At 59.6% G+C, this 24,346-nt stretch carries 23 protein-coding genes and 2 pseudogenes; 11 read left to right on the top strand and 14 right to left on the bottom strand.

Annotation, left to right across the window (positions count from 1 at the left end; translation table 11 throughout):
* Both PUQ42_RS09045 and PUQ42_RS09040 read right to left on the bottom strand, forming a co-directional pair.
* Positions 1–1,833 (bottom strand): annotated as a pseudogene (locus PUQ42_RS09045) (exodeoxyribonuclease V subunit gamma); the annotation flags it as partial.
* A gap of 40 nt (positions 1,834–1,873) precedes the next feature.
* The gene (locus tag PUQ42_RS09040; protein ID WP_087310538.1) at positions 1,874–2,578 is read right to left on the bottom strand and encodes a GIN domain-containing protein; all 705 of its coding nucleotides are present in this window, start codon (positions 2,576–2,578) and stop codon (positions 1,874–1,876) included.
* Between the two features lie 94 nt (positions 2,579–2,672).
* Between PUQ42_RS09040 and PUQ42_RS09035 the strand changes: the two genes are divergently transcribed.
* Positions 2,673–5,822: a UvrD-helicase domain-containing protein gene (locus tag PUQ42_RS09035; protein ID WP_273373091.1), complete on the top strand. Its 3,150-nt coding sequence runs from the start codon at positions 2,673–2,675 to the stop codon at positions 5,820–5,822.
* A gap of 141 nt (positions 5,823–5,963) precedes the next feature.
* Here PUQ42_RS09035 and tsf read toward each other — a convergent pair whose 3' ends face one another.
* From tsf to mce, 9 genes are all read right to left on the bottom strand, one after another.
* Positions 5,964–6,794 (bottom strand): translation elongation factor Ts, encoded by an 831-nt coding sequence (gene tsf / locus PUQ42_RS09030; RefSeq protein ID WP_087310542.1) that lies wholly within the window; start codon positions 6,792–6,794, stop codon positions 5,964–5,966.
* A 38-nt stretch (positions 6,795–6,832) separates the two neighbouring features.
* On the bottom strand, positions 6,833–7,729 hold the full coding sequence (rpsB, locus tag PUQ42_RS09025) for a 30S ribosomal protein S2 (RefSeq protein ID WP_122121193.1): 897 nt from the start codon (positions 7,727–7,729) through the stop codon (positions 6,833–6,835).
* Between the two features lie 184 nt (positions 7,730–7,913).
* Positions 7,914–8,300 (bottom strand): 30S ribosomal protein S9, encoded by a 387-nt coding sequence (gene rpsI, locus PUQ42_RS09020; RefSeq protein ID WP_087261539.1) that lies wholly within the window; start codon positions 8,298–8,300, stop codon positions 7,914–7,916.
* A 5-nt stretch (positions 8,301–8,305) separates the two neighbouring features.
* Positions 8,306–8,761 (bottom strand): 50S ribosomal protein L13, encoded by a 456-nt coding sequence (gene rplM, locus PUQ42_RS09015; RefSeq protein WP_122121196.1) that lies wholly within the window; start codon positions 8,759–8,761, stop codon positions 8,306–8,308.
* 366 nt (positions 8,762–9,127) lie between these two features.
* The gene (locus PUQ42_RS09010) at positions 9,128–10,339 is read right to left on the bottom strand and encodes a sodium ion-translocating decarboxylase subunit beta (RefSeq protein ID WP_273373086.1); all 1,212 of its coding nucleotides are present in this window, start codon (positions 10,337–10,339) and stop codon (positions 9,128–9,130) included.
* Between the two features lie 4 nt (positions 10,340–10,343).
* Positions 10,344–10,805, bottom strand: coding sequence for an acetyl-CoA carboxylase biotin carboxyl carrier protein (locus PUQ42_RS09005; RefSeq protein WP_087404362.1), 462 nt, complete (start codon positions 10,803–10,805; stop codon positions 10,344–10,346).
* A gap of 36 nt (positions 10,806–10,841) precedes the next feature.
* Entirely contained in the window at positions 10,842–11,183 is a 342-nt protein-coding gene (locus PUQ42_RS09000) for an OadG family transporter subunit (protein ID WP_273373084.1), read from the bottom strand.
* A 20-nt stretch (positions 11,184–11,203) separates the two neighbouring features.
* Entirely contained in the window at positions 11,204–12,769 is a 1,566-nt protein-coding gene (locus tag PUQ42_RS08995) for an acyl-CoA carboxylase subunit beta (protein WP_273373082.1), read from the bottom strand.
* A gap of 79 nt (positions 12,770–12,848) precedes the next feature.
* Positions 12,849–13,259, bottom strand: a complete 411-nt coding sequence (gene mce, locus PUQ42_RS08990) for a methylmalonyl-CoA epimerase (protein ID WP_087310562.1) — start codon at positions 13,257–13,259, stop codon at positions 12,849–12,851.
* A gap of 466 nt (positions 13,260–13,725) precedes the next feature.
* Here mce and PUQ42_RS08985 point away from each other — a divergent pair, with 466 nt between their 5' ends.
* The gene (locus PUQ42_RS08985; protein ID WP_273373079.1) at positions 13,726–14,112 is read left to right on the top strand and encodes a hypothetical protein; all 387 of its coding nucleotides are present in this window, start codon (positions 13,726–13,728) and stop codon (positions 14,110–14,112) included.
* 62 nt (positions 14,113–14,174) lie between these two features.
* Positions 14,175–15,032, top strand: coding sequence for a hypothetical protein (locus PUQ42_RS08980; RefSeq protein ID WP_273373077.1), 858 nt, complete (start codon positions 14,175–14,177; stop codon positions 15,030–15,032).
* 69 nt (positions 15,033–15,101) lie between these two features.
* Here PUQ42_RS08980 and PUQ42_RS08975 read toward each other — a convergent pair.
* Positions 15,102–15,263, bottom strand: a pseudogene (locus PUQ42_RS08975) (site-specific integrase); the annotation flags it as partial.
* Positions 15,264–15,350: 87 nt separating this feature from the next.
* Here PUQ42_RS08975 and PUQ42_RS08970 point away from each other — a divergent pair.
* The 3 genes from PUQ42_RS08970 (at position 15,351) to meaB (ending at position 17,216) form a co-directional block, all read left to right on the top strand.
* Positions 15,351–15,476, top strand: a complete 126-nt coding sequence (locus tag PUQ42_RS08970) for a hypothetical protein (RefSeq protein ID WP_273373075.1) — start codon at positions 15,351–15,353, stop codon at positions 15,474–15,476.
* A gap of 154 nt (positions 15,477–15,630) precedes the next feature.
* A complete protein-coding gene (locus PUQ42_RS08965) occupies positions 15,631–16,095 on the top strand; it encodes a hypothetical protein (RefSeq protein ID WP_087404371.1) in 465 nt (154 codons plus the stop codon).
* 5 nt (positions 16,096–16,100) lie between these two features.
* Complete coding sequence (gene meaB, locus PUQ42_RS08960) at positions 16,101–17,216, top strand: methylmalonyl Co-A mutase-associated GTPase MeaB (protein ID WP_122121202.1); 1,116 nt, start codon at positions 16,101–16,103, stop codon at positions 17,214–17,216.
* Between the two features lie 91 nt (positions 17,217–17,307).
* On the opposite strand, the gene PUQ42_RS08955 is transcribed toward meaB, so the two are convergent.
* Together PUQ42_RS08955 and PUQ42_RS08950 are read right to left on the bottom strand one after the other, a co-directional pair.
* Positions 17,308–17,907: a trimeric intracellular cation channel family protein gene (locus PUQ42_RS08955; protein ID WP_087310585.1), complete on the bottom strand. Its 600-nt coding sequence runs from the start codon at positions 17,905–17,907 to the stop codon at positions 17,308–17,310.
* Between the two features lie 15 nt (positions 17,908–17,922).
* Positions 17,923–18,624, bottom strand: coding sequence for an SIR2 family NAD-dependent protein deacylase (locus tag PUQ42_RS08950; RefSeq protein WP_087310587.1), 702 nt, complete (start codon positions 18,622–18,624; stop codon positions 17,923–17,925).
* A 165-nt stretch (positions 18,625–18,789) separates the two neighbouring features.
* Here PUQ42_RS08950 and gad point away from each other — a divergent pair, with 165 nt between their 5' ends.
* The 5 genes from gad to PUQ42_RS08925 all read left to right on the top strand — a co-directional run bounded on the left by gad (position 18,790) and on the right by PUQ42_RS08925 (position 24,252).
* The gene (gene gad / locus PUQ42_RS08945; RefSeq protein WP_273373072.1) at positions 18,790–20,205 is read left to right on the top strand and encodes a glutamate decarboxylase; all 1,416 of its coding nucleotides are present in this window, start codon (positions 18,790–18,792) and stop codon (positions 20,203–20,205) included.
* Between the two features lie 267 nt (positions 20,206–20,472).
* On the top strand, positions 20,473–21,234 hold the full coding sequence (locus PUQ42_RS08940) for a DUF1295 domain-containing protein (protein WP_273373070.1): 762 nt from the start codon (positions 20,473–20,475) through the stop codon (positions 21,232–21,234).
* Positions 21,235–21,435: 201 nt separating this feature from the next.
* Positions 21,436–22,650 (top strand): NADH:flavin oxidoreductase, encoded by a 1,215-nt coding sequence (locus tag PUQ42_RS08935; protein ID WP_122121208.1) that lies wholly within the window; start codon positions 21,436–21,438, stop codon positions 22,648–22,650.
* Entirely contained in the window at positions 22,650–23,585 is a 936-nt protein-coding gene (locus PUQ42_RS08930; protein WP_273373068.1) for an SDR family NAD(P)-dependent oxidoreductase, read from the top strand. The genes PUQ42_RS08935 and PUQ42_RS08930 overlap by 1 nt, the downstream gene beginning before the upstream one ends.
* A gap of 37 nt (positions 23,586–23,622) precedes the next feature.
* Positions 23,623–24,252, top strand: a complete 630-nt coding sequence (locus PUQ42_RS08925) for an HAD family hydrolase (protein ID WP_273373066.1) — start codon at positions 23,623–23,625, stop codon at positions 24,250–24,252.
* Positions 24,253–24,346: the final 94 nt, after the last annotated feature.

Genomic DNA, 24,346 nt, shown 5'->3' with positions numbered 1-24,346 from the left:
GCCGCTCTCGTAGTCCAGCTGGTAGATGTAGCGGCTCGGCTCGCCCGTCGACTTGTCGTCGGCATGCGAGCAGTAGACCATCCACACGCGCCGCGCCCGCTGCAGCAGGCGGTAGAAATAGTAGGCGTAGACCCCTTCGTGGTGTTCGGGGGTCGGCAGCCCGTAGGCCGAGCGCAGATTGTAGGGGATGAACGACGCCTGGGCCATGTGGTTGCCCGGGAAGTTGTCGTCGTTCATCGAGAGCAGGATGACGTTCTCGAAGTCGAGGTTGCGCGTCTCGAGGATACCCATCACCTGAAGCCCCTCGAGCGGCTCCCCCTCATAAGGGATACGCATCGTCTGCAGGTGACGCCGCAGCAGCGAGGCATAGATCTCCGTCGAAAGTTCGATGTCGCATGCCTCGAGCGAGTTGCGCAGCTTGGTGAGCTCCCCGGCGATGACGGCCAGAAACTCCACCCGCTGGCGGGCGTCGTTCCCCTTGTAGGGGATGCGGGCCACGGCCTCGACCACCCGCAGCAGCCACTCCGAAAGCGACTGCCACCCCTCGGCCGCCGCAAAGATCGTCGTCAACAGTTCGTTGCGCGCCAGCCACGAGCCGTCGATCGAGATGCGCCGCTCGCGGACGATCTCCTCCTGCATCTGCCGCGTCAGGTCGGGATCGCTCTCCGAGACGTAGGGATGGGCCAGAATTCCCTCCGCATCGGCGTGGTAGAACGACCACCCGTCGCCCTTGCGACGGCGGTGGTTCTGCAGTTCGATGAGGCGCTCGACGAAGGTGTAGGCCAGCGTCGTGCGCAGCGGGTAGCCCATCGTGACGTTCACACGGCCGATCTCGGGCGGCAGGGCATAGAGCAGCGGCAGCAGCAGGTTCTCGTCCGTCAGTACTATGGCCGTGCGTTTGTCGAGCGCCCGCCCGCCGGAGAGTCCGCTCAGGATGCCCGCCGCAGCCTTGCACTGCACGGCGTTCGACACCGCAGCCACGGAGGTGAGCTCCTTCGGCGAGGTCATGTTGTCGTGCGAAACCGCCCCGCGCGGCGGAAACTGCACGACGTTCTCGCGTACGAACATCCCCGCCTCCTGCTCGGGCGAATCCTTGTAGTAGGAGTCATAGTCCCAATAGAAGTCCGTCTCGGCAGCCGTCGACAGGAAGCGGAAGAGCGTCTTCTCGCATTCGGACAGGGCGTTGAAGCCCGCCACGACGTAGCGCCGCGGCTCCGGGAAGGAGAACGCCCCGGCCCGGATCCGCTCGGCCGCCGCTCGCTGGATCATTCCTCCGTAGGCGATGCCCAGCTCCGTAAGGCGGTCGCGCAGCCGGTGATAAACCGTCCCCAGTGTCTTCCAGATGGCCAGAAAGCGCCGCTTCTCGGCCGAAAGATCGGCCTCGGGCCCCAGCGTTGACCAGAACTGCAGGATCTGCAGCTGCCGCGGCGTAAGGTACGAAATGTCGGCCTCGAGCTCCTTGATATCGGTGATGTTGCGGAAGAGCTGGTCGGCATCCACGGCGTATTTGTCGATCGTGTCGAAGTCGTTGAGCAGCATCTCGCCCCAGAAGTAGAACTTGTCGAAGGGCTCGGCGTGGTACTCCGAGTAGATCTTGTAGAGCTCGGTGATCAGACGCACGCGGTCCCCCGTATGGAGTCCCGAAATCTCGGTCATCAGGTCGTCGATGGTCACCCACTCGGGCTGCCACATCGGCCGCTCGACAATCTGCGACAGGGCGTCGATGAAGAAGAGCCGCGCACGCCGCGACGGAAAGAGGATCGCCCGCTCCGAGAGCAACTCCCCGTAGCGGGCGTAGAGATCCGCCGCAACCTCCTGCAGAAACGTTTTCATGGATGGGTCGATTCGCAATGGGATTATTGCGCAGCGAGGGCTACTCGCCGATGCGGGTGATGTCGCCGCCCATGAACTTCTCACCCCCGCGGATGACGGTCGGATTGCCCCGGTAGGCGATCTTGCCGCCCGTCGAGGTACTCCCCTCGAAGCGGTCGGTCACCCACAGCGAGGCCGACCCCGAACCGATGACGTTCGCTTCGGCCGACATCACCTCGAGCTGCCCGGCTTCGAGCGTCCCCGACGACAGATAGAGCGATACGTAACGCGCCTCGCCGCTCAGCGAAGTGTGGCTTTTGCCCGTGAGTTCGAGCTTGAGATCCTTGACGTCGAGACTGGCCTCCACGCGGGCCAGCCCTCCGACCGTCAGGTCGAGCGTCGTGGCCACAAGCGTGCTGTCGAACGTCGCCCGTGCATCCGCAATGGCGATCCGCTCCAGCGAGTTGTAATACACCGAAACCTCCGTACGCTCCGCACGCCGCGCATCGGGTCGCTCGGCGATGGTCAGCACCCGGTCGCGGACCTCAAACCGGAAACGCGTCGTATAGGCCCCCTTCGTGTCGTAGATGATCTTCGGAGCCTGGTCGTCCGGAACCCGGATGAAGCGCACGTCGATCGGTGCCGCAACCTCCACGGCCGTAAACGACGTGAGCCACTCGCGTTGCGGCCCGTCGGTGGTAGTCGTCTGCGCCTGCATCACACCCAAGAGACACAAGGTCAGCAGCGTCAAAAACATTTTTTTCATGACTCGGTCTGTTTTGTTCCGCTAATTTACGAATTTCTTGCGAATTTCGGGTTTTGTTTCGTATTTTTACCTATCCAAAACGAAATTCCGAACAGTGAGAGCGAAGATCCTGAACGCCAGCGCCGGGTCCGGAAAGACCTATCAGCTGGCCTACAAATATGTCCACGACGTCATCGAAGAGCCCGAACTCTATCGTCACATCCTCGCCGTGACCTTCACCAACAAGGCCACCGAGGAGATGAAATCCCGCATCCTGAAAGAGATTCACCATCTGGCCGCAGGAGAGGAAAGCAACTACCTGCGGAATCTCTGCGACGAACTCTCGCTCGACGAACGCACCGTGCGCAAACGCGCCGCCTCGGCCCAGGCGAAGATCCTCCACGACTACTCGCGATTCACCGTGCTGACCATCGACACCTTCTTTCAGCGCATCCTGCGCGCCTTCATCAAGGAGCTGGGCATCGACCTGAACTACAACGTCGAGATCGAAACCTCGTCCATCCTCTCGAAAAGCGCCGACGCCCTGATCGAGCAAATCACCGTCGATGGCGATCTGCAGCGCTGGCTCACCTCCTTCGTGCAGGAGCGCATCGACGAGGGGCTCAAATGGGACGTCCGCGACGGCATCCTGGCCCTGGCCGGCGAGATCTTCAAGGAGAAGAACAAGTCGGCACTCAACCGCGCTCCCTCGCGCGAGGAGCTCGAACGCATCGTCGGCCGCATCACGGCCCGGTCCGAAGCCTCGAAAAAGGAGATCCGCGAAACGGCCGCCCGCGCCGTCGGAATCATCTCACGGGCCGGACTCTCCATCGACGACTTCCCCTACAAGAAGGCCGGATTCGCCCGCTGGTTCTTCACCGCGGCCGACGGCGCCGTCGACGGCTGCGGTTCGCGTGCCCGCGAGGCCGCCGACGACCTGTCAAAATGGGGGAAAAGCGATTCCCCGTCACGCAACCTCGCCCCGCAGCTGCAACCGCTGCTCGCCCGCATGCGCGACCTGTACGACGCCAACCGCCGGATCTGGAACACCTGCAGCCTGCTGCGTGAGAACTTCCGCAGCTTCGCCCTGCTGGCCGACCTCTATGCCCGCGTCCAGAAGATCTGCGAGGAGCAGAACCTCATGCTCCTCTCCGAAACCAAATACCTCCTCTCGGAATTCATCGACCACAACGACGCCCCGTTCATCTACGAAAAGGTCGGGAATCGCTATGACCGCTTCATGATCGACGAATTTCAGGATACGTCGGTCAAGGAGTGGGAAAACTTCCTCCCGCTGCTGCAAAACGCCATGGCGCAGTCCGAAAAGTGCTCGGTGCTGATCGTCGGCGACATCAAGCAGTCGATCTACCGCTGGCGCGGCGGCGACTGGCGCATCCTCCACGACCGAGCCCGGCAGGCCCTCGGTCCGAACAACACCGAGGTCGTGGTGCTGAAGGAGAACTGGCGCAGTCTGCCCGACATCGTGAAATTCAACAACGGCGTCATCGACGAGATCGTCCGCAACGACAACCTCGCGCTTAACACCGGCCTGCAGACCGCCGCCGAGGCCGGCGCCATCTCCCGCGACGAGGCCGACGCACTGCGCGACACCCTCGCCAACGCCTACCTCCAACAGGCCCAGACGCCACGCCGCAAGTGCTGCCATCCGGGATATGTCAGCGTGGAGACCTACGACGGGAAACCGCCCGTCGTCGAACGCATCTGCCAGCTGCTCGACCGCGGATTCCGCCCCTGCGACATCATGATTCTCGTCCGAGGTGCCACCGACGGAGGTCGCGTCGCCGCCGAACTGCTCGAATTCAAACAGCAGAATCAGGATCCCCGCTACCGCTTCGACGTGATGACCCAGGAGGCGCTCGTGATCGGAAACGCCCCGATCAGTTCGTTCATCGCCGCAACGCTGCGGCTGGCGCTGAATCCCGACGAGTCGCTCTCGCGGGCCCTCTTCAACCACTACCTCGGGCGGCCGTTCGACGCTCCGCTGAGCGACCCGGAGCGCGAATTCTTCCGCTCGATCCGGCTGCTCTCGCCCGAAGAGGCCTTCGAACGCATCGTCATGAAGTTCAACCTCCGGCACGAACACCGCCAGACGGCCTATCTGCAGGCCATTCACGAACAGATCATCGCCTTCTGCTCGTCGAAGATTGCCGATATCGCCCTTTTTCTGCGCTGGTGGGACGAGACGGGCTCCGGACGCTCGCTGAGTGTCGACGAGAGCCTCTCGACCATCGAAATCACCACCATCCACAAGGCCAAGGGGCTCGAAAAACCCGCCGTCGTGATCCCCTACTGCTCGTGGGCGCTCGACCCCAAATCGAGCGGCACGATTCAGAACATCGTCTGGGCCGAGGCCCGTCAGGGCGAAGCCGAAAAGATCGGACAGTTCCCCGTCCGCTACCGCAAGAGTATGGCCGACTCGGCGTTCTCGTCCGAATTCTACCGCGAACAGGTCTACTCGCACGTCGACAACATCAATCTGCTCTACGTGGCCCTCACCCGGGCCGCCGAATCGCTCCACGTCTTCATCCCACGGCAGAGTGTCAATACGGTCGGCAATCTGCTGCTCAAGAGCCTGCACGTCGAGGAGGGAAAGGCCCGGGTCGGCGATCTGGAGGGGCTCTACACAACGGACGAGACCGGCGAACACTACCTCTTCGGGGAGTTTGCGGCCCCCGAACCCCGCAAAAAGGACGATGCCGAAGTCGAACACCTCGTCCTTGAGGAGTATCCCACGGCACAGGCCGATCTGCGGCTCCGTCTCCCCTCGCAGCGCTATTTCGAGGAGGAGTCTGCGGCCGACATCTCGCCGCGCGACTTCGGTATTCTGATGCACAAGGCCTTCGAGATGGCCGACGACGAGGAGGGGATCTACCGCGCCGTCGAGCAGATGCAGAGCGATGCCGCGCTCTCGCCCGGGGAGGCCGACCGCCTGCGGCAGCGCATTGCACGGGCGCTGAAGCTCCCCGAGGTGCACGAATGGTTCGGCGGTCAGTGGACGCGCGTGCGCAACGAGCAGGAGATCATCGTCCCGGGCAGCGCCTCGACCCGCCGGCCCGACCGCGTCATGATCGCCCGCGACGGCCGCATCGTCGTCGTCGACTACAAGTTCGGCGAACTCGACGCCGAACGCTACCGGCGTCAGATCCGCGAATATCTGCGGCTGCTCAACAACATGGGATATGTCAGCGCGGAGGGATTCCTGTGGTACGTCCGTCTCGGCAAGATCGAAAAGGTGGAGGCATAACCCCGGGGCAGGAGGGGGGGGGAGGGCCGGAAGAGGGCCCTCTTCCGGCTTCCCTCCGCTCCATCCCCTCGCCTCTCAGAGTGCACAAAAAAAGCAGACCGGAGTCACCTCCGGTCTGCCTCTTATCAATGATCCGCGGAATTATTCGCCCAGCGCAAAACGCTTGTAAGCGATAACCGTGGCATCCTTGTCGGCCTTCTTGATGTAGTCGGCGATCGTCTCCTTCTCGCCAACAACCAGCTGGTTGAGCAGCGTGTTCTCCTCGAAGAACTTGCGCATCTTACCCTCGGCGATCTTCTCCAGAATGGCCTCCGGCTTGTTGGCGTTCTTCGGATCCTGCTTCATGGCCTCCACGGCGATCTTACGCTCGTGCTCGACAACCTCGGCCGGGCAGTCGGCCTCCGAAATCGATACCGGAGCCATGGCCGTAGCCTGCATGGCTACGACGTGTGCAACCTCGGCCGGAACCTCCTTGTTGAAGCCCAGCAGCGTACCCAGCTTCTTGTTGAAGTGTACGTAGGCGGCGCAGTAGGGAGCCTCGATGCGAGCGTAATAAGCCAGCTCGATCTTCTCGCCCGTCTGACCCGACTTCTCGGTCACCATCTCCTCGACGGTGTGACCCTCGGCGTTCTTGGCAGCCAGCAGGGCGTCGCGATCTGCAGCATCCGCAGCAACGGCGACCTCGAGCATGGCCTCGGCCGATGCCGTATACTCGGCATTCTGGGCTACGAAGTCCGTCTCGCATGCCAGGCAGAGCATGTATGCCTTCTGGCCCACGATCTTCGTTACGACAACGCCTTCCGATGCCGTGCGGTCGGCACGCTTCGCAACGACGAGCTTGCCCTTCTCGCGGATAATGTCCTGAGCTCGCGCATAGTCACCTTCGGCCTCGATCAGGGCTTTCTTGCAGTCCATCATGCCGGCGCCGGTCATCTTGCGCAGCTTCATTACATCAGCAGCTTTGATTTCCATAGTCTTTATTGCTTTTTTTCTGTTTCTACTTGCAATTATTACTCTGCCTTCTCGGCGGCAGCCTCCTCAGCGGCGGGTGCAGCCTCCGTCTTGGGCTCCTCGTAGGGAGTCTCAACGGCTGCCACCACGTCGGCTACGGCTGCCTCCTCGGCATCGATCGAAGCCTTCACGGCCTTCTTGATGCGGGGTTTGCCCTCTTTCTTGGCGCCCTCGGCCTCAGCCTCCTGGGCCTCCTTCTCCTTCTCGAGCTTGCGCTCCTCGGTGCCCTCGGCAATGGCGGCGCACATGGCGTCTACGATCACCGAGATGGACTTCGTTGCATCGTCGTTTGCAGGGATAACGTAATCAATGTCGGTCGGATCACAACAAGTATCTACGATTGCAAACACGGGGATGCTCAGTCGCTTGGCCTCCTTCACGGCGTTGGCCTCCTTCTGTACGTCAACGACGAACAGGGCAGCCGGCAGACGCGTCAGATCGGCAATCGAACCGAGGTTCTTCTCCAGCTTCGCACGCTGACGGGCGATCTGGAGCTTCTCGCGCTTCGAGAAGTTATCGAACGTGCCGTCGTTGGTCATCTTGTCGATGGTGGCCATTTTCTTGACGGCTTTGCGTATGGTGGGGAAGTTCGTAAGCATACCGCCGGCCCAACGCTCCGTGACGTAGGGCATTCCAACGGCTGCCACCTTTTCGGCAACAATCTCCTTGGCCTGTTTTTTCGTGGCGACGAACAGCACGCGGCGACCGCTCTTGGCAATCTGCTTCAGCGCTGCGGCTGCCTCATCGACTTTCAGCACCGTCTTGTGCAGGTCGATGATGTGGATGCCGTTCTTCTCCATGAAGATGTAAGGAGCCATTTTCGGGTTCCATTTGCGCTTCAGGTGTCCGAAGTGCGCACCGGCTTCCAGTAATGTATTAAAATCTGTACGTGACATTTTAATTCGTTTCGTTAATTGATTCTAATTCTCTTTTCTTCAACTCCGGCGGGTAGCGGCATGTCCGATCCCGGGAGTTTTCCGCGGCGCGGCAACCGAAAGGTAATACATATATATAAATAATCCGTAGTCCTCCCGATTTGAAAACCGGCGCCGTGCGTTGCCGAAATTCCGGTCGTGCGTATTAACGCTTGCTGAACTGGAACTTGCGACGTGCTCCGGGCTGTCCGGGCTTCTTACGCTCAACCTCGCGGGGATCGCGCGTCAGGAAGCCGGCCTTTTTCAGCACGGGGCGCATCTCGGCGTCGATCTCGCACAGTGCGCGAGCGATACCCAGACGAGCGGCCTCGGCCTGTCCCTTGATGCCACCGCCATCGAGGTTGATGGTGATGTCATAGCTCTCGGCAGTGTTCGTGGCGAGCAGCGGCTGCTTCACCTGGAATTGGAGAATTTCGAGCGGGAAATAGACGGCGAGCTCCTTGTGGTTGATTGTAATCTGACCCTTACCCGGCTTCACGAATACGCGAGCCACAGCGGCCTTACGACGACCTACGGTGTTTACAACTTCCATAACTCTTACTTAATCTCGTTTAATTTTACACTCTTCGGGTTCTGGGCGGCGTGCGGATGCTCCGGGCCGACATAAACCTTCAGGTTCGTGAGCAGTTTCTCACCCAGGCGGTTCTTGGGAAGCATTCCCTTGACGGCCTTCTCGATGAGGAACGTCGGTTTTTTGGCCAGATAGTCGGCAGGCGTAGCGAAGCGCTGGCCGCCGGGATATCCGGTGTGGCGTGTGTAGACCTTGTCGGTCATCTTCTTGCCCGTCAGCTTCACCTTCTCCGCGTTGATGATGATGACGTAGTCACCACAATCCACGTGGGGCGTGTAGCAGGGCTTGTTCTTGCCTCGGAGGATCTTCGCGACCTGCGATGCAAGACGTCCCAGTACCTCGTTCGTAGCGTCGATCACCACCCACTCCTTGGTGACGGTCGAGGCGTTGGCCGAGATAGTCTTGTAACTTAAAGAATCCATTACGTTTAATTTAACTTATTGTAATCCGTTTCCCGCACTCTGCGGGTGCGCAAAGGTACAAAAAAGTTTTGGATCTGCAAAACAGGTTGAAATTCTATTCGAAAAATATTTTCTCCGTCGCATATCCGTTTTGCGGGGAAGGCCGATCTTGAGCCGGCCGTAGCATCCCGAACCGGACATAAACATCCCGAACCGGACATAAAAAAAGAGCCGGATCAAATCCGACTCTTTTTCGCTATGAATGGTTGGAGGTTATCGCGGCATCCGGGTTCGAAGCGGTTTCGCACCGCTTCCCTCTCTCACTTTTTTCTCTCTATTCTCTCACACCCTATCTCACACAACCCGCTCACCACGGCACACCCTCGGCTATGCCAGGAACGCCAGCAGGATACCGGCCACTACGGCCGAACCAACCACACCGGCCACATTCGGGCCCATGGCGTGCATCAGCAGGAAGTTCGAAGGATCGGCCTTCTGACCCTCGGTCTGCGATACGCGGGCGGCCATCGGAACGGCCGATACGCCGGCCGACCCGATCAGCGGGTTGATCTTGTTGCCCTCCTTTGCGAAGAGGTTCATCACCTTGGCCAGCAGAACGCCTCCGGCCGTACCCATGGCGAAGGCGAGCACGCCCAGCACCAGGATGCCCAGCGTACGGAGGTTGATGAAGGTCTCGGCCGTGGCCGTGGCACCCACCGTGACAGCCAGGAAGATCACCACCGTGTTCATCAGCTCGTTCTGGACGGTCTTCGACAGACGATCCACCACACCGCACTCCTTCATCAGGTTGCCCAGCATCAGGCAGCCAACCAGCGGAGCGGCCGACGGCAGCAGCAACGCGATGATCACCGTGATGATCAGCGGGAAGATGATCTTCTCGGTCTTTGACACGGGGCGCAACTGGCGCATCTTGATCTTACGCTCTTTCTCGGTGGTGAGCAGGCGCATGATCGGCGGCTGGATCACCGGCACGAGGGCCATGTACGAGTAGGCAGCCACGGCGATCGGGCCCAGCAGTTCGGGGGCCAGAATGGCCGTCAGATAGATCGACGTCGGGCCGTCGGCACCTCCGATGATACCGATCGAGGCGGCCTGCTCGGGTGTGAAGCCCAGGGCATAGGCCCCGATGAAGGTCGTGAAGATACCCAGCTGGGCGGCAGCTCCCAGGAGGAAGCTCTTCGGGTTGGCGATCAGCGGACCGAAATCCGTCATGGCGCCTACCCCGAGGAAGATCAGACAGGGATAGATACCCAGTTTCACACCCAGATAGAGGTAGTCAAGCAGTCCGGCATTTGCCACGAAGATGTCCCAGTGAACATGGCCGCCGGCAAAGAGCTCGGGGTGGTACATGTTCGCGCCCGGAAGGTTCGTGAGCAGCATGCCGAAGGCGATCGTCAGGAGCAGCAGCGGCTCGAACTTGTGCTTGATGGCCAGGTAGAGCAGCACGAAGGCGATCAGAATCATCACCACGTTGCCCCAGCCCATGTTCGTGAAGAGCGCTGCCACGCCCGTCGATTCGGCAAAGGTCTCCAGACTCTCCAATACGAAATTGGAGCCGGATGTCAGTGCAGTCCACATAAGGCTATTCGATTACAAGTAACGTATCACCTTCCATGACCGTGGCACCCTGCTGAACAAGGATCTGTTTGACCACTCCGCCACGATCGGCGTCGATGTTGTTCTCCATCTTCATGGCCTCGAGGACCACCAGCGTCTGGCCCCTGGTGATCGTGTCACCCACGGCGACCTTCACACCCAGCACCGTACCCGGCAGCGGGCTCTTGACGCTGTAGCCCGACGAGGGCGGTACGGCAGCCAGACGCGGCGACGGCGTGGCCGTCGACGGCATGATCATACCGCTGTTGGCCGACTTGGGTGCCGGGGCCACCTGCGGTTTGGAGACCTTGACCGACTTGGCGCCTTCGATCTCCACTTCGTAGTCCACACCGTTGACCATTACATGGGCTACCGTCGAGTCCTCGTTGGCGTCGTCGATCTGGACGTTATAACTATGTCCGTTGATTTTCAGTGAATAATCTTTCATTGTTGTTTCTGAATTGTCTTGCTCCAACGAAAAGTGCTATTTCCGGTCGGGAAGCTGGGTTAAACCGTGAATTTTCGAATTCCAGGGCGAATAGGCCCGCTTGATGCTGAGGATCGTCACCACTTCCGACTCACGGTCGTGCAGCGCGCTCCGGTAGATTTTCAACGCCGTGGCGATCGCGGCGATCTCCTCCTGGCTGATCATCGGCTGCGGAGCAACCACCTGCTTCTTGCTGGCGGTCGCCATCCGCTGGAAGCAGACACCGAGGCCCTTCATGATGAAGATCAGCGCCACCAGCACGACGAATACCAGCACGAAGCCGATGAGTGAAGCCCACAGAATCTCGGACCAGCCCCAACTTACTGCCTGTATTATCATGATTTCCGATTTTTACGAGGTTACAGAGGAATGTTCGAATGCTTCTTGGGCGGGTTCTGCAAACGCTTCGTGGCCAGCGACTGCAATGCGCGGATGATGCGGAAACGCGTGTTGCGCGGTTCGATCACGTCGTCGATGTAGCCGTAGCGGGCGGCGTTGTAGGGATTCGAGAACTTGTCGTTGTACTCCTTCTCCTTCTCGGCGATGAACGCGGCCTTCTCTTCGGGTTTGTCGGCCAGCTCCTTGAGCTCCTTGCCGTAGAGCACCTCGACGGCGCCGCTGGCACCCATCACGGCGATCTCGGCCGTCGGCCAGGCGTAGTTGATGTCGCCGCGGATGTGCTTCGACGACATCACGATGTAGGCGCCTCCGTAGGCCTTGCGCAGCGTCACGGTGATCTTCGGAACCGTAGCCTCGCAGTAGGCGAACAGCAGCTTGGCGCCGTGCGTGATCACGCCGCCGTACTCCTGCGTCGTGCCCGGCAGGAAGCCCGGAACGTCCACCAGCGTCACGATCGGAATGTTGAACGCATCGCAGAAACGCACGAAACGCGCCGCCTTGCGGCTGGCGTTGATGTCCAGCACGCCGGCCATGAACTTCGGCTGGTTGGCGATGATGCCCACCGACTGTCCGTTGAAGCGCGCGAAGCACGTGATGATGTTCTTGGCATAGCCGGCGGCCGATTCCAGATACTCGCCGTCGTCGACGATCGCACGGATCACCTCGGCCATGTCATAGGGTTTGTTGGCGCTGTCGGGGATGATGTCGTTGAGCGAGTCTTCCAGACGGGTGATCTTGTCCGTGCAGACGGCCAGCGGGGCATCCTCCATGTTGTTCTGCGGCATGTAGGAGATCAGCTTCTTGATCAGCTCGATGCCCTCCTCCTCGGTATCGACGGCGAACTGCGCCACACCCGACTTGGTGGTGTGCATCGTGGCGCCGCCGAGCTGCTCCTGCGTCACGTCCTCGCCCGTGACGGTCTTCACGACCTTCGGGCCCGTGAGGAACATGTTCGAGGTCTCCTTCTTCATGATGATGAAGTCGGTCAGCGCGGGCGAGTAGACCGCACCGCCGGCGCACGGTCCGAAGATGGCCGAGATCTGCGGGATGACACCCGAAGCCATCACGTTGCGCTGGAAGATGTTGGCATAGCCGGCCAGGGCGTTGACACCCTCCTGGATACGGGCGCCGCCCGAGTCGTTCATGCCGATGCACGGGGCACCGTTGCGCATGGCCATGTCCATGACCTTGCAGATCTTGTCGGACATCGACAGCGAGAGCGAACCTGCCGTCACCGTAAAGTCCTGAGCGAAGACATAGACCAGACGTCCGTCGATCGTACCGTAACCGGTCACCACGCCGTCGCCGAAGAAGTGCTTCTTCTCCATGCCGAAGTCGTAGCAGCGGTGCGTCACGAACATGTCGAACTCCTCGAACGAACCCTCGTCGAGAAGCATCTGGATACGCTCGCGGGCCGTATACTTGCCCTTGTCGTGCTGTTTGTCGATTGCCTTCTGGCCGCCGCCCATGCGGGCCGTCTCGCGGTTCTCGATCAGTTGGTTGATCTTTTCCTGAATTTGGCTCATAATGTTGATATTGTCCGTCCGGAAGGGTTCCGCCATACACACGGAACGATCCCACCCGGAGCGGAATCGTTTGTATTTGTTACTTGTTCTTGTTCTCGCAGAGTTCGGTCAGGATGCCCTGAGTCGATTTCGGGTGCAGGAAGGCGATCGTCATACCCTCGGCGCCCTTGCGCGGCGTCTTGTCGATCAGGCGGATGCCCTTGGCCTCGGCATCGGCCAGCTGCTCTTCGATGTTCTCGCAGGCCAGGGCCATGTGGTGGATACCCACGCCGCGGTTTTCGATATACTTGGCGATGGTCGAATCCTCCGAAGTGGGCTCCAGCAACTCGATCTTCGTCTGGCCCAGTTTGAAGAAGGCCGTACGCACCTTCTGGTCGGCCACCTCCTCGATGGCATAGCATTTCAGACCCAGAACGTTCTCCCAGTAGGGAATGGCTTCATCAAGGCTCTTCACCGCGACGCCAAGATGCTCGATATGAGAAACTTTCATAATTTATTGGAATTATTGGTTGATTGTTTGTCTTGTTGCTGTTTCAAGCAGTGTTATTTTGCGAACACAAAGATAGGTGAATCTTTGAGATTCGCCAAAATTCGACGGACTTTTTTTGGCCGAAATCGGAACAAGATACGCACGGAAAGCGCCCGCAGGGAAAATTTCGTCCTCGGAAGGGGTTGTCCGAATCCATTTTTCGCTATCTTTGTACCTGGAATTCGGTGTAATAACCGGATTCCAGACATTGTGGAATAGATATACACGAAAGTGTTTAACTGATTCTCACCGATAAAGTCTGGAAAACTAAAAGGTGAACGAGAATGAGTTAGCATTTCTTGCGTCATGCAATATGGCGTGAGAGACTATTGCTTGTTTTAGTTCACGGCATTTCCAGACGCCTATCGGGTGAAATAATTTAGCAGTCCTCACGCTTTCTGCATTTAATTTAGTAATCTTCTTTCGGGTGCTGGTGAAGAAACAAAAGGAAACCGGTAAAATGAAGAAGTTTTTATTAATGCTCGGTGCGGCAGTTTTGATGACCGCATGTAGTGATGACGGTGACGGTTCGGGTTCCGGCTCAATCAACTATGAAGAAGGGTACAAATACCTTTCAAGCCTGAATGTCAGCGACGCCAAGATGATTTATCAGAAAACATCTGGAGCAAGTATGAAATCACGTGCCGCAGGTGACGAGGACGGAACGTATTACAAACTTGACCTGAACGGCAACGAATCGAAACTTGTAATCACGGGTAAGGACGGACAGGATTATAATATCGGTATTAATAAGGTGGTTAAACTTAGTGATAATATCCTTTTGATAAATCCATCCACTCAGGATATTATTTGATATACAAACCCAACGGGATTTCAACCGCAATATATGATACAGAGTATCTTTCTCTTGTTGATGTGAATACCGAGAAAATATATAGATGGCCGAAAGAAATTCAGGTCAACATATATAATGAATATCATGGAGGAACATTTGAAACGACCTCTGACAATCAAGGGTACATTTATTTCGCATCATGCTATAATCTGAATTACCAATATAATCAAATCTACAAACTAAATCCCAATGATTTCACCATACAACCGATGTTACCAAATGATGTAACATGTAATGGGTTTACTGTTACTGAAGATGGATTTATCGTGTATTGGAATGGAATAGAGTCATTTGGAGAACCCAAACAGAATGTCCGCATAAAATGTCCGGGCGGTAGAATATATCCGGTATTTGACAATAATACATTTATCTTAAACGGCAATCTGTATTCTATTCGTGAAAGTGAGAACACGATTATCAGATACAAAACAGTTGGCAACAACGATATTGAAGAAGAAACGGTTTGTCAAATGCCAGAAGAAACAGAGTTTTACGGTTACATACAATTCACACCAAACTATGTACGTAACACAATGCTTATAAATAACAGTTACGAATTTGACGGTGAAAAATGCGTTAAGTTGGAGAATCCCGTTTATGTTGGTGATATTACTACAAGCAAAGCATGGTACTCTTACAACAACACTACATTCTCAAAAACAGCAATGGCAGACTATCAGGCTTCTGAATTTCATGTTTTAGATTATGATATACTAAGTATTTCCGCAAGTCCCGAAAGCCCGAACATCGCGTTTACCGGTATTAGGTATTTAGACGGTGCAAATGTGGTCGGCACAATCGATGAAAACGATAAAATCATAATCGACAATGTTGCGGACAACGGCGAACAGATAATCAACCTTATACCGCTGAATTAAGACATGAAAAAATAAAATAGTCCCCTTGTTGTAAACAAGTTACAGCAAGGGGATTTTTCTATCTCTGAACTATTGGTGTAAACTTGTATGTAGGTGCCATCGCTTGTTGATGCCGGCAGCCTTGGCCCACGGTTTCAACAGGCGGTTCATCTCATCTCCGCTTGGCAAAGCAAACACGAGGTCGTCCGGAGACTTGTCACCACGCTCCGGCATCCATTTCAAGGCTTCGGAGGGGCCTCCCAGAGCCTTTTCTTGCAGGCAAATTACAGTAGTCCGCGTCCGCTTTACGGGACGCACCGCCCCCAGCCTTCACGCCCTATGGAAGAGTCCGCTTTCCCCTGCCGCCGCAGACCCTTCGACATCGAGCTGATCCGCCGGATCCACGCCCGTTACCCGCAGATCGAACTCGAATGGCTTCTCTGCGGCCCCCGCCCGGAGCGGTGACGGCGGTGCGGGGCGACCCGTCCTCCACATCCGGAACCGCCCCGCCGTCCGGGACCGCCCTGCCCCGCACTCGCTCGACGCCCCCTTTTCCCCGAAAAATTTGCGGCTTCCGACAAAACGTACTATCTTTATAGCGGACAAAACAGGACGCTCCATGAAGAAAGCTCTGCTTATTCTCTTGGCGGTGTGCGGGTTGGGCCTCTCACTCGCCCGAGCCCAGAACATCATCCTCGGTGAAAAGGTCCCCGAGCTCAAACCCGCCGGCTGGATCGACAACCGACACCCCCAGCCCGCACCGATCACCTACGTCGAGTTCTTCCACTCGTCGAATCCCGCCTGCATCACCTCGCTCGAACGTCTCCGCGACCTCTCGGCCCGTTCGAAACCCGCCATGCGCGTGATCGTCGTCACGCGCGAGGACACGGCCCGCATCGCTCCGATGCTCAGACCCTTCCTCTCGCGGCGGATCACGGCCACGATCCATGCCGAACGCGGGTTCGCCGCCTACGGCGTCACGTACGTCCCGTTCGGCGTGCTGATCGACGCCCGCAACCGTGCCCTCTGGATGGGCAACAGCCTGCAACTCAACGAAAAAATCATTGAACAATCAACCCGTTGACACCCATGTCATTTACCAAGATCGACCACTACGAAAAGGAGTATGCCGACACGCATCACGATACGGCGCTCAACGTCGCCGAGGGCGTCGAAGACCAACCCGTCGTAAGCCCCTACTTCAAACGCCACAAGAAACGCCAGCTATCGACCGACGAATATGTCGAGGGAATCCTCGCCGGTAAGATCACCATCCTTTCGCAGGCCATCACGCTCGTCGAATCCTCCAATCCGGCCCACTACGCCCAGGCGCAGGAGATCATCGAACGCTGTCTGCCCCACGCCGGAAAATCCATCCGCATCGGCATCACAGGAGTCCCCGGAGCCGGCAAGTCGACCTTCATCGAGGCCATCGGCAACATGGTCACCTCGCTGCGCCACCGCCTGGCCGTGCTGGCCATCGACCCCTCGTCGGAGCGCAGCGGCGGCTCGATCCTCGGCGACAAGACCCGCATGGAGAGCATCTGCAACAACCCTGACGTCTTCATCCGGCCCTCGCCCTCGGCCGGATCGCTCGGAGGCGTGGCCCGCAAGACCCGTGAGACGATCGTGCTGTGCGAAGCCGCCGGTTTCGACGTCATCTTCATCGAGACGGTCGGCGTCGGGCAGTCCGAAACGGCCGTCCACTCGATGGTCGACCTCTTCATGCTGCTGCAGATCTCGGGCGCCGGCGACGAGTTGCAGGGCATCAAGCGCGGTATCATGGAGATGGCCGACCTGATGGTCATCACCAAGGCCGACGGCGAAAACATCCACAAGGCCGAGTTGGCCCGCACGCAGTTCCAGGGGGCCCTGCGGCTCTTCCCCGTCCCGGAATCGGGCTGGCGCCCAAAGGTCTACACCTCGTCGGCCGTGACGAAAGCCGGTCTGGAGGAGGTCTGGAAGGGCGTCGAGGAGTATCTCGACCACATCCAGCGCAACGGATACTTCCAGCACAACCGCAACCGCCAGAACAAGTACTGGATGTACGAGACGATCAACGAGGCGCTGCGCAGCAGTTTCTACCGCGACCCGGCCGTCGAAAGCCGCATCGGCGAGTACGAACAGCGCGTGTTAGACGACAAGATCTCGTCGTTCGTCGCCGCCAAGGAGTTGCTCGACCTCTATTTCAAGGATGTCAAATAGCGGCCGGGAAACGCCGCTCTCCTGCACAAAAACGGACCGCATGACATGCGGTCCGTTTTATTTATATGTGTGGAATCGCGCTCCCGCGCCCCTACTTGAGGATCGGCAGACGGAGGCCGAAGCGGACCGCCACGATCCGCAGGGCAATGACCGCAGCTGCCGTGATGATCTGCAGCGCGGCCCCTTCGATGCCCGCCCAGCGGCACAGCCAGAAGACAAAGCCGCCGAAGACGCACGCCAGCGCGTAGATCTCCTTGCGGAAGATCAGCGGCTCCTCGTTGATCAGGATGTCGCGCAGCACGCCGCCCGCCGCGCCGGTCATCGTGCCCATGATCACGGCCACCCACAGCGGAAAACCCGTCGCAAGGGTCTTCTCGATGCCGACAACGGTGAAGAGTCCCAGACCGATGGCGTCGAAGATGAAGAAGGTGTTGTTCAGCCGGATCAGATAGCGCCCCAGCAGGATGACGATCCCCAGGGCGATGGCCGTGACGATGAGGTAGACGCTGTCCAGCATCCAGAACGGCGTCTGCGACAACATCAGGTCGCGGAGCGTTCCGCCCCCGATGGCAGTCGTGAAACCCACGACGTAGGCCCCGAACCAGTCAAAGCGCTTGGCCGAGGCGAGCCGGATACCGCTGATGGCAAAGGCCAGCGTTCCGAGCATCTCCAGAATGAAATAGGCGGTCATGGCGCTTCGTCGGCGTTATTTGTCCGCAAAGGTCCGGCGCAGCAGGCCGGCCAGTTCGGGAACCCCCTCCGAGGCCCGTTTGCGAATGACCGTCAGCGGATTGCGGATGCCGCGCGTATCGGGATTGCCCGGATCGACCAGGTAGATCGGCACGCCGGGCTGTACGTAGCGCACGAGCGAGGCCGCCGGATAGACGGCCAGCGACGTTCCGACGACGACCATGATCTCGGCCCGTGCGGCGATCTCGGCCGCCCGCTCGAACATCGGCACCGATTCGCCGAAGAAGACAATATGCGGCCGCAGCAGCGAACCGTCCGAAGCCCGGGCATCGAGCGGCTGCTCCCACCCCTCGATCGGAACGATGAGGTCGGGGTTGGCCGTCGAACGCAGCTTGCGAAGTTCGCCGTGGAGGTGCGTCACGCGCGTCGAGCCGGCCCGCTCGTGCAGGTCGTCGACATTCTGCGTCAGCACGTCGACGTCGAAATCCCGCTCCAGCGCGGCAATGGCCCGATGGCCGGCATTGGGTTCGCAGCGGAGCATCTCGCGGCGGCGTTCGTTATAGAAGCGAATGACCAGCGCCCGGTTGCGCGCCAGCGCCTCGGGCGTGCAGACATCCTCGATGCGGTAATTGGCCCACAGGCCGTCGGCATCGCGGAACGTAGCCAGTCCGCTGTCGGCGCTCATCCCCGCGCCGGTAAATACGACGAGTCGTTTCATGGCAGTATGTTTTTCCGGGACAAAGATACGCACTTTTTCCGCAAAACGTGCGCCACGGGCGCCCGCTCCACGGTAAAAAAGAGCCGGCCGGCAGGGGCTCCGGCGTCGGGGTCTGGCACAGTTCGTGCAACCGTTCGACGACGTAAACCATAAATGCTACACACCATGAAACAACAGAACATGTCGGCCGCCGATGCCGCTGCCGAGATCTTCGGATCGAAGGAGATGCGCTCGCCGGCTCCCACCCAGTTCATCCCCCGCGGCAAGACCTCGCCCGAAATCGCCTACCAGATGGTCAAGGACGAAACCTACCCGCAGACCCAGCCCCGGCTGAATCTGGCCACCTTCGTCACGACCTACATGGACGACTACGCCACGCGGCTGATGAACGAGGCGATCAACGTCAACTACATCGACGAAACGGAGTATCCGCGCGTGGCCGTCATGTGCGGCCGCTGCATCAACATCCTGGCCAACCTCTGGAACTCGCCCGAAAAGGCCGAATGGAAGGCCGGAGCCGTCGGCATCGGGTCGTCCGAGGCCTGCATGCTGGGCGGTGTGGCCGCCTGGCTGCGCTGGCGCGACCGCCGCAAGGCCGCCGGGAAATCCTACGACAAGCCCAATCTGGTGATGAGCTCGGCCTTCCAGGTCGTCTGGGAGAAGTTCTGCCAGTTGTGGCAGATCGAGATGCGCACGGTGCCCCTCACCCCCGAAAAGAAGACCCTCGACACGGAGGCCGCCCTGAAGCTCTGCGACGAGAACACGATCTGCATCGTCCCGATCGCCGGCGTGACCTGGACCGGTCTGAACGACGATATCGAGGCTCTCGACCGGGCGCTCGACGCCTTCAACCAGAAGACCGGCTACGAGATTCCGATCCATGTCGATGCGGCTTCGGGCGGCTTTATCCTGCCGTTCCTCAACCCCGACGTGAAGTGGGATTTCCGCCTGAAATGGGTACTCTCGATCTCGACCTCGGGCCACAAGTTCGGTCTGGTCTACCCGGGTCTGGGATGGACCGTCTGGAAGGAGAAGAAGTATCTTCCCGACGCGATGTCCTTCTCGGTCAACTACCTCGGCGCAAGCATCACCCAGGTGGGGCTCAACTTCTCGCGTCCGGCGGCGCAGATCCTCGGCCAGTATTACAACTTCATCCGACTGGGATTCGAAGGCTACCGCGAGATTCAGCAGAACTCGATGGATATCGCCTGCTACTGCCACCGCGAGATCGGCAAGATGCCCTGCTTCCGCAACTACGCCGAGGAGATGGTCAACCCGCTCTTCATCTGGTCGCTGGATCCCGAATACGAAAAAACGGCCCAATGGACCCTCTTCGACCTGCAGGCCGCCCTGCAGCAGAGCGGATGGATGGTCCCGGCCTACACCATGCCCCGCAACATCGAGCAGATGATCGTCATGCGCATCGTCGTGCGGCAAGGCTTCTCGCGCGACATGGCCGACATGCTGCTGGGCGACATCCGCAACGCCGTGGCCGAATTCGAGAAGCTCCGCTACCCGACCACCTCGCGCCTGAAGTTCGAGGCCCACGAACACCAGAAGGGAAAGGTCTACACGCACTGACGGTATATGCATCGCTTACCGTAAATTTAGCGACCGGCCGGCGGAGGGATTCCGTCGGTCGGTTTTGTGTCGGGCAGAACCGGACCGACAAGGGTTCGGAAACGACCGAAATGCTCAAAACCGCCGCTCCCCCGCAGCCGCACCGAACGGCAACATCCACACCAGACTGATCCCGAGGAAAATTCGAACAACTACCGACGGGTCCGGACCTTGACCGACACCGAAAATTTTCCTATCTTTACGCCGCTTTACGAATCCCCGCCCGACATGCGCGAAACATTCGACATCTTCCTCATCGTCATGGCCTCGCTGGCCCTGGTGGTCTTCATCGCCCTGCACTTCTTCGAGGCCGGTTACGGCTACCTCTTCAACCGCCGCTACGGACCGCCCGTTCCGAACAAAATCGGATGGATGCTGATGGAATCCCCCGTCTTCATCCTCATGGCCGTGCTGTGGGCCACCTCCGACCGCATGGGGCAGGCCGCACCGCTTGTCCTCTTCCTCCTCTTCGAGGCCCACTACTTCCAACGTTCGTTCATCTTCCCGCTGCTCATGCGCGGAAACTCGAAGATGCCCCTCGGAATCGTCCTCATGGGCATGCTCTTCAATACGCTCAACGCCCTGATGCAGGGCGGATGGATCTTCTGGGTATCGCCCGCCGACTACTACGACGGCTGGTTCACAAAACCCTACATCTACATCGGAGGCGCGCTCTTCATCGCCGGAATGGCGATCAACCTCCACTCCGACCGCATTATCCGCCACCTGCGCAAACCCGGCGACACGCGGCACTACATCCCCCGCGGCGGCATGTTCCGCTACGTCTCGTCGGCCAACTACTTCGGCGAACTGCTCGAATGGGTCGGATTCGCCGTGGCTTCGTGGTCGTGGGCCGGGGCGGTCTTCGCCTGGTGGACCTTCGCCAACCTCGCACCCCGCGCCGCCTCGCTGCGCCGCCGCTACGAGCAGGAGTTCGGCGAGGAGTTTTCCAAGCTCAAGCTCAAGCGCATCATCCCCTTTATTTACTAACCAAGCCCCGGCCTCAAGGAGCCGCCAAGGAGACCCAACATACCGCCAAAAGTCGCCAAGAAGCCGTCCTGCAACCGCAGCGGACCGGGCTTTCGAAGCCCCAGGAGGCGACTCCGGACGCAAACAAGCGGACGGCCAATCCGCGGAGGAACCTCGCAAGGCTCCCGGCCCACTGAAAAAACCGAAAAACACACCATAAAGATGGAATCCAAACTTTTCACCCCCTTCAAGCTCGGGCCCGTCACGTTGCGCAACCGCACGATCCGCTCGGCGGCATTCGAGTCCATGGGCAAGGACTTCGGCCCCACACAGCAGCTCAAGGATTACCACGTGGCCGTGGCCCGCGGCGGAATCGGCATGACGACGCTGGCCTACGCCGCAGTCTGCCGCAGCGGCCTCTCGTTCAACAAACAGCTGTGGCTCCGCCCGGAAATCGTCCCCGGGTTGCGCGACATCACCGACGCCATCCACCGCGAAGGGGCTGCCGCCGCCATCCAGATCGGCCACTGCGGCAACATGACCCACTGGTCGACCGCCGGGCAGATGCCCATCGGAGCCTCGTGGGGCGTGAACCTCTACGCCTACACCCCGGTGCGCGGCATGAGGCGCAGCGAGATCGAACAGGTGGCCAAGGATTTCGGACGCGCCGTCCACACGGCCCACGACGCCGGATTCGACTCGGTGGAGCTCCACGCCGGGCACGGATACCTCATCTCGCAGTTTCTCTCGCCCTATACGAACCACCGCCATGACGAGTATGGCGGTTCGCTAGAAAACCGCATGCGCTTCATGCGGATGTGCCTCTCGGAGGCCGTCGAGGCCGCCCGCGCCTGCAACATGGCCATCACCGTCAAGCACAACATGTACGACGGCTTCAAGGGCGGCATCCAGATCCCCGAAAGCATCGAGATCGCCAAGGTCATCGAGTCGTTCGGCGTCGACGGCATCGTCCTCTCCGGCGGGTTCGTCTCGAAGGCCCCGATGGCCGTCATGCGCGGGCTGATCCCCCTCTACACGATGAGCTACTACTCGCCCCTCTGGCTGCGTTACTTCATCCGCTGGTGCGGTCCCTTCATGATCAAGCAGTTTCCCTTCAGCGAGTGCTACTTCCTGGAGGATGCCCGGAAGTTCCGCGAGGCGCTGAAGGGCACGCTGATCTACGTCGGCGGGCTCATCAGCCGCGAAGGGATCGAGCGGGCCCTCGGGTCGGGGTTCGAACTGGTGCAGATGGCCCGGGCGCTGGTCAACGATCCGGCCTTCGTCAACAAACTCCGCGCAGGAGACGAGTCGACCCGCAGCGAATGCGACCACCGCAACTACTGTATCGCCCGGATGTACTCCGTCGACATGAAGTGCTGCAAACACTGTCCGGATCTTCCGCGCAAGATCGTCGAAGAGCTCAAACGCCTCCCCTGATGAAGCGCACAAACGAAATACCGGCCGGTGCGGAGACCGGAAGAGTCGCAAAAGCGGGGTACAGTGAGGCGGCATGCGGCAATAAGGCGGCATGCGGCAGTGAGGTGCAGCCCCGGCGTCGGATGCGGCGCGGAGAGGTACGGCCCGGCACATGCTGGGCGCTGGTGAGCGGCGCCGGTTCGGGCATCGGGCGCTGTTATGCGCGTCGGCTCGCGGCGCTGGGTTACAACCTCGTCCTGGTAGGCAACCGCCGCGAACCGCTCGAGGAGGTCCGCAACGAACTGGCGGCCCGCTGCGAGGGGCGCGACCTGCGGATCATCGAGTGCGACCTGGCCCGCGAGGAGGCGGCCCGCGAGCTGTTCGACCGCACGCAGGCCGAGGGACTCCCGATCGACGTGCTGATCAACAACGCCGGCATGTTCTCGTTCCTCGACATTCTCCGAACGCCCGAGGAGCGCATCCGGCACATCATCCTGCTGCACGACCTGACCAACACACTGCTCTGCCGGCTCTACGCCTCGGAGATGGCCCGTCGCGGGCACGGCGGATACATTCTCAACATGTCCTCCTATTCGCAATGGATGCCCTGGCCGGGACTGGCCCTCTACAGCGCCTCGAAGGCCTATCTGCGGTCGTTCTCGGTCGCCTTTGCCCGGGAGGTCCGCGAGCAGGGGATCCGCGTTACGGCGGTCTCGCCGGCCGGCGTGGCCACGGATCTCTACGGGCTGACACCCCGCTGGCAGCGGATCGGGCTGCGGATTGGCGTGCTGATCTCGGCCGACCGCTGTGCCCGGGCCGGGCTCCGGGCCCTGTGGCGCGGCCGGCGCTCGATCGTCCCCGACTGGTGGAACCGGCTGTGGATCCCGCTGTGCAAGATGCTGCCGATGTGGGCGCTGCGCCCCGTAAGGCGTTTTACCATGAAATTCCAGAAATAAACGGTCCCCGACCGTACAAACGGGCACTTTGAATCCTATGGAAACTATCGAAAATGTCGTCTTCGACCTCGGAGGCGTGCTGGTCGATCTGGATATCGACCGCTGCCGGGCCTCGTTCCGGCGCCTTGGCATGGATGCCGTGGCCGAACTGATCAACCCCTACTACCCGGCCGAGATGATCGGGCAATTGGAACACGGACTGATCTCGTTCCACGAGATGTGCAACCGCATGCGGCAGTTGGCCGCGACGCCCGCGGTGACGGACGAAGCGATCGGCCGTGCCTACGGCGACTTCCTGACGGGGGTTCCGGTCGCAAAGATGCGGCAGATCGAGCAGCTGCGTCGACGCGGCATCCGCACCTACGTCCTCTCGAACAACAACCCCTCGTCGATGCGCTTCATCCGCGAGATGTTCACGGCCGACGGCAAGTGCATGGAGGATTACTTCGACCGGATCTACCTTTCGTACGAGATGCGCGAGCTGAAGCCCTCGGAGACGATCTTCCGCAAGATGATTGCCGACAGCGGCATGGTGCCCGAGCGGACGCTCTTCATCGACGACGGGCAGAAGAACGTCGATGCGGCGCAGGCGTTAGGTTTCACCGTCTATAAGCCCGTCCCGGGCGAGGATTTCGGCCACCTGCTCGACAGCATCGGGAGGCCGTAACCGCCGCCGCCAACAATTGGCTACGCAGGTTCGGGACGCTTTTCCACCGAAAAGTTTAAAAAAAAAAAAAAAAGCCGCTATCTTTGCACAACCT

It is taken from the genome of Alistipes megaguti (assembly GCF_944320325.1).
Lineage (GTDB): Bacteria > Bacteroidota > Bacteroidia > Bacteroidales > Rikenellaceae > Alistipes > Alistipes megaguti.
Note: the sequence above shows the minus strand (reverse complement) of the source record. Positions and strands in the feature narration are given on the sequence as shown.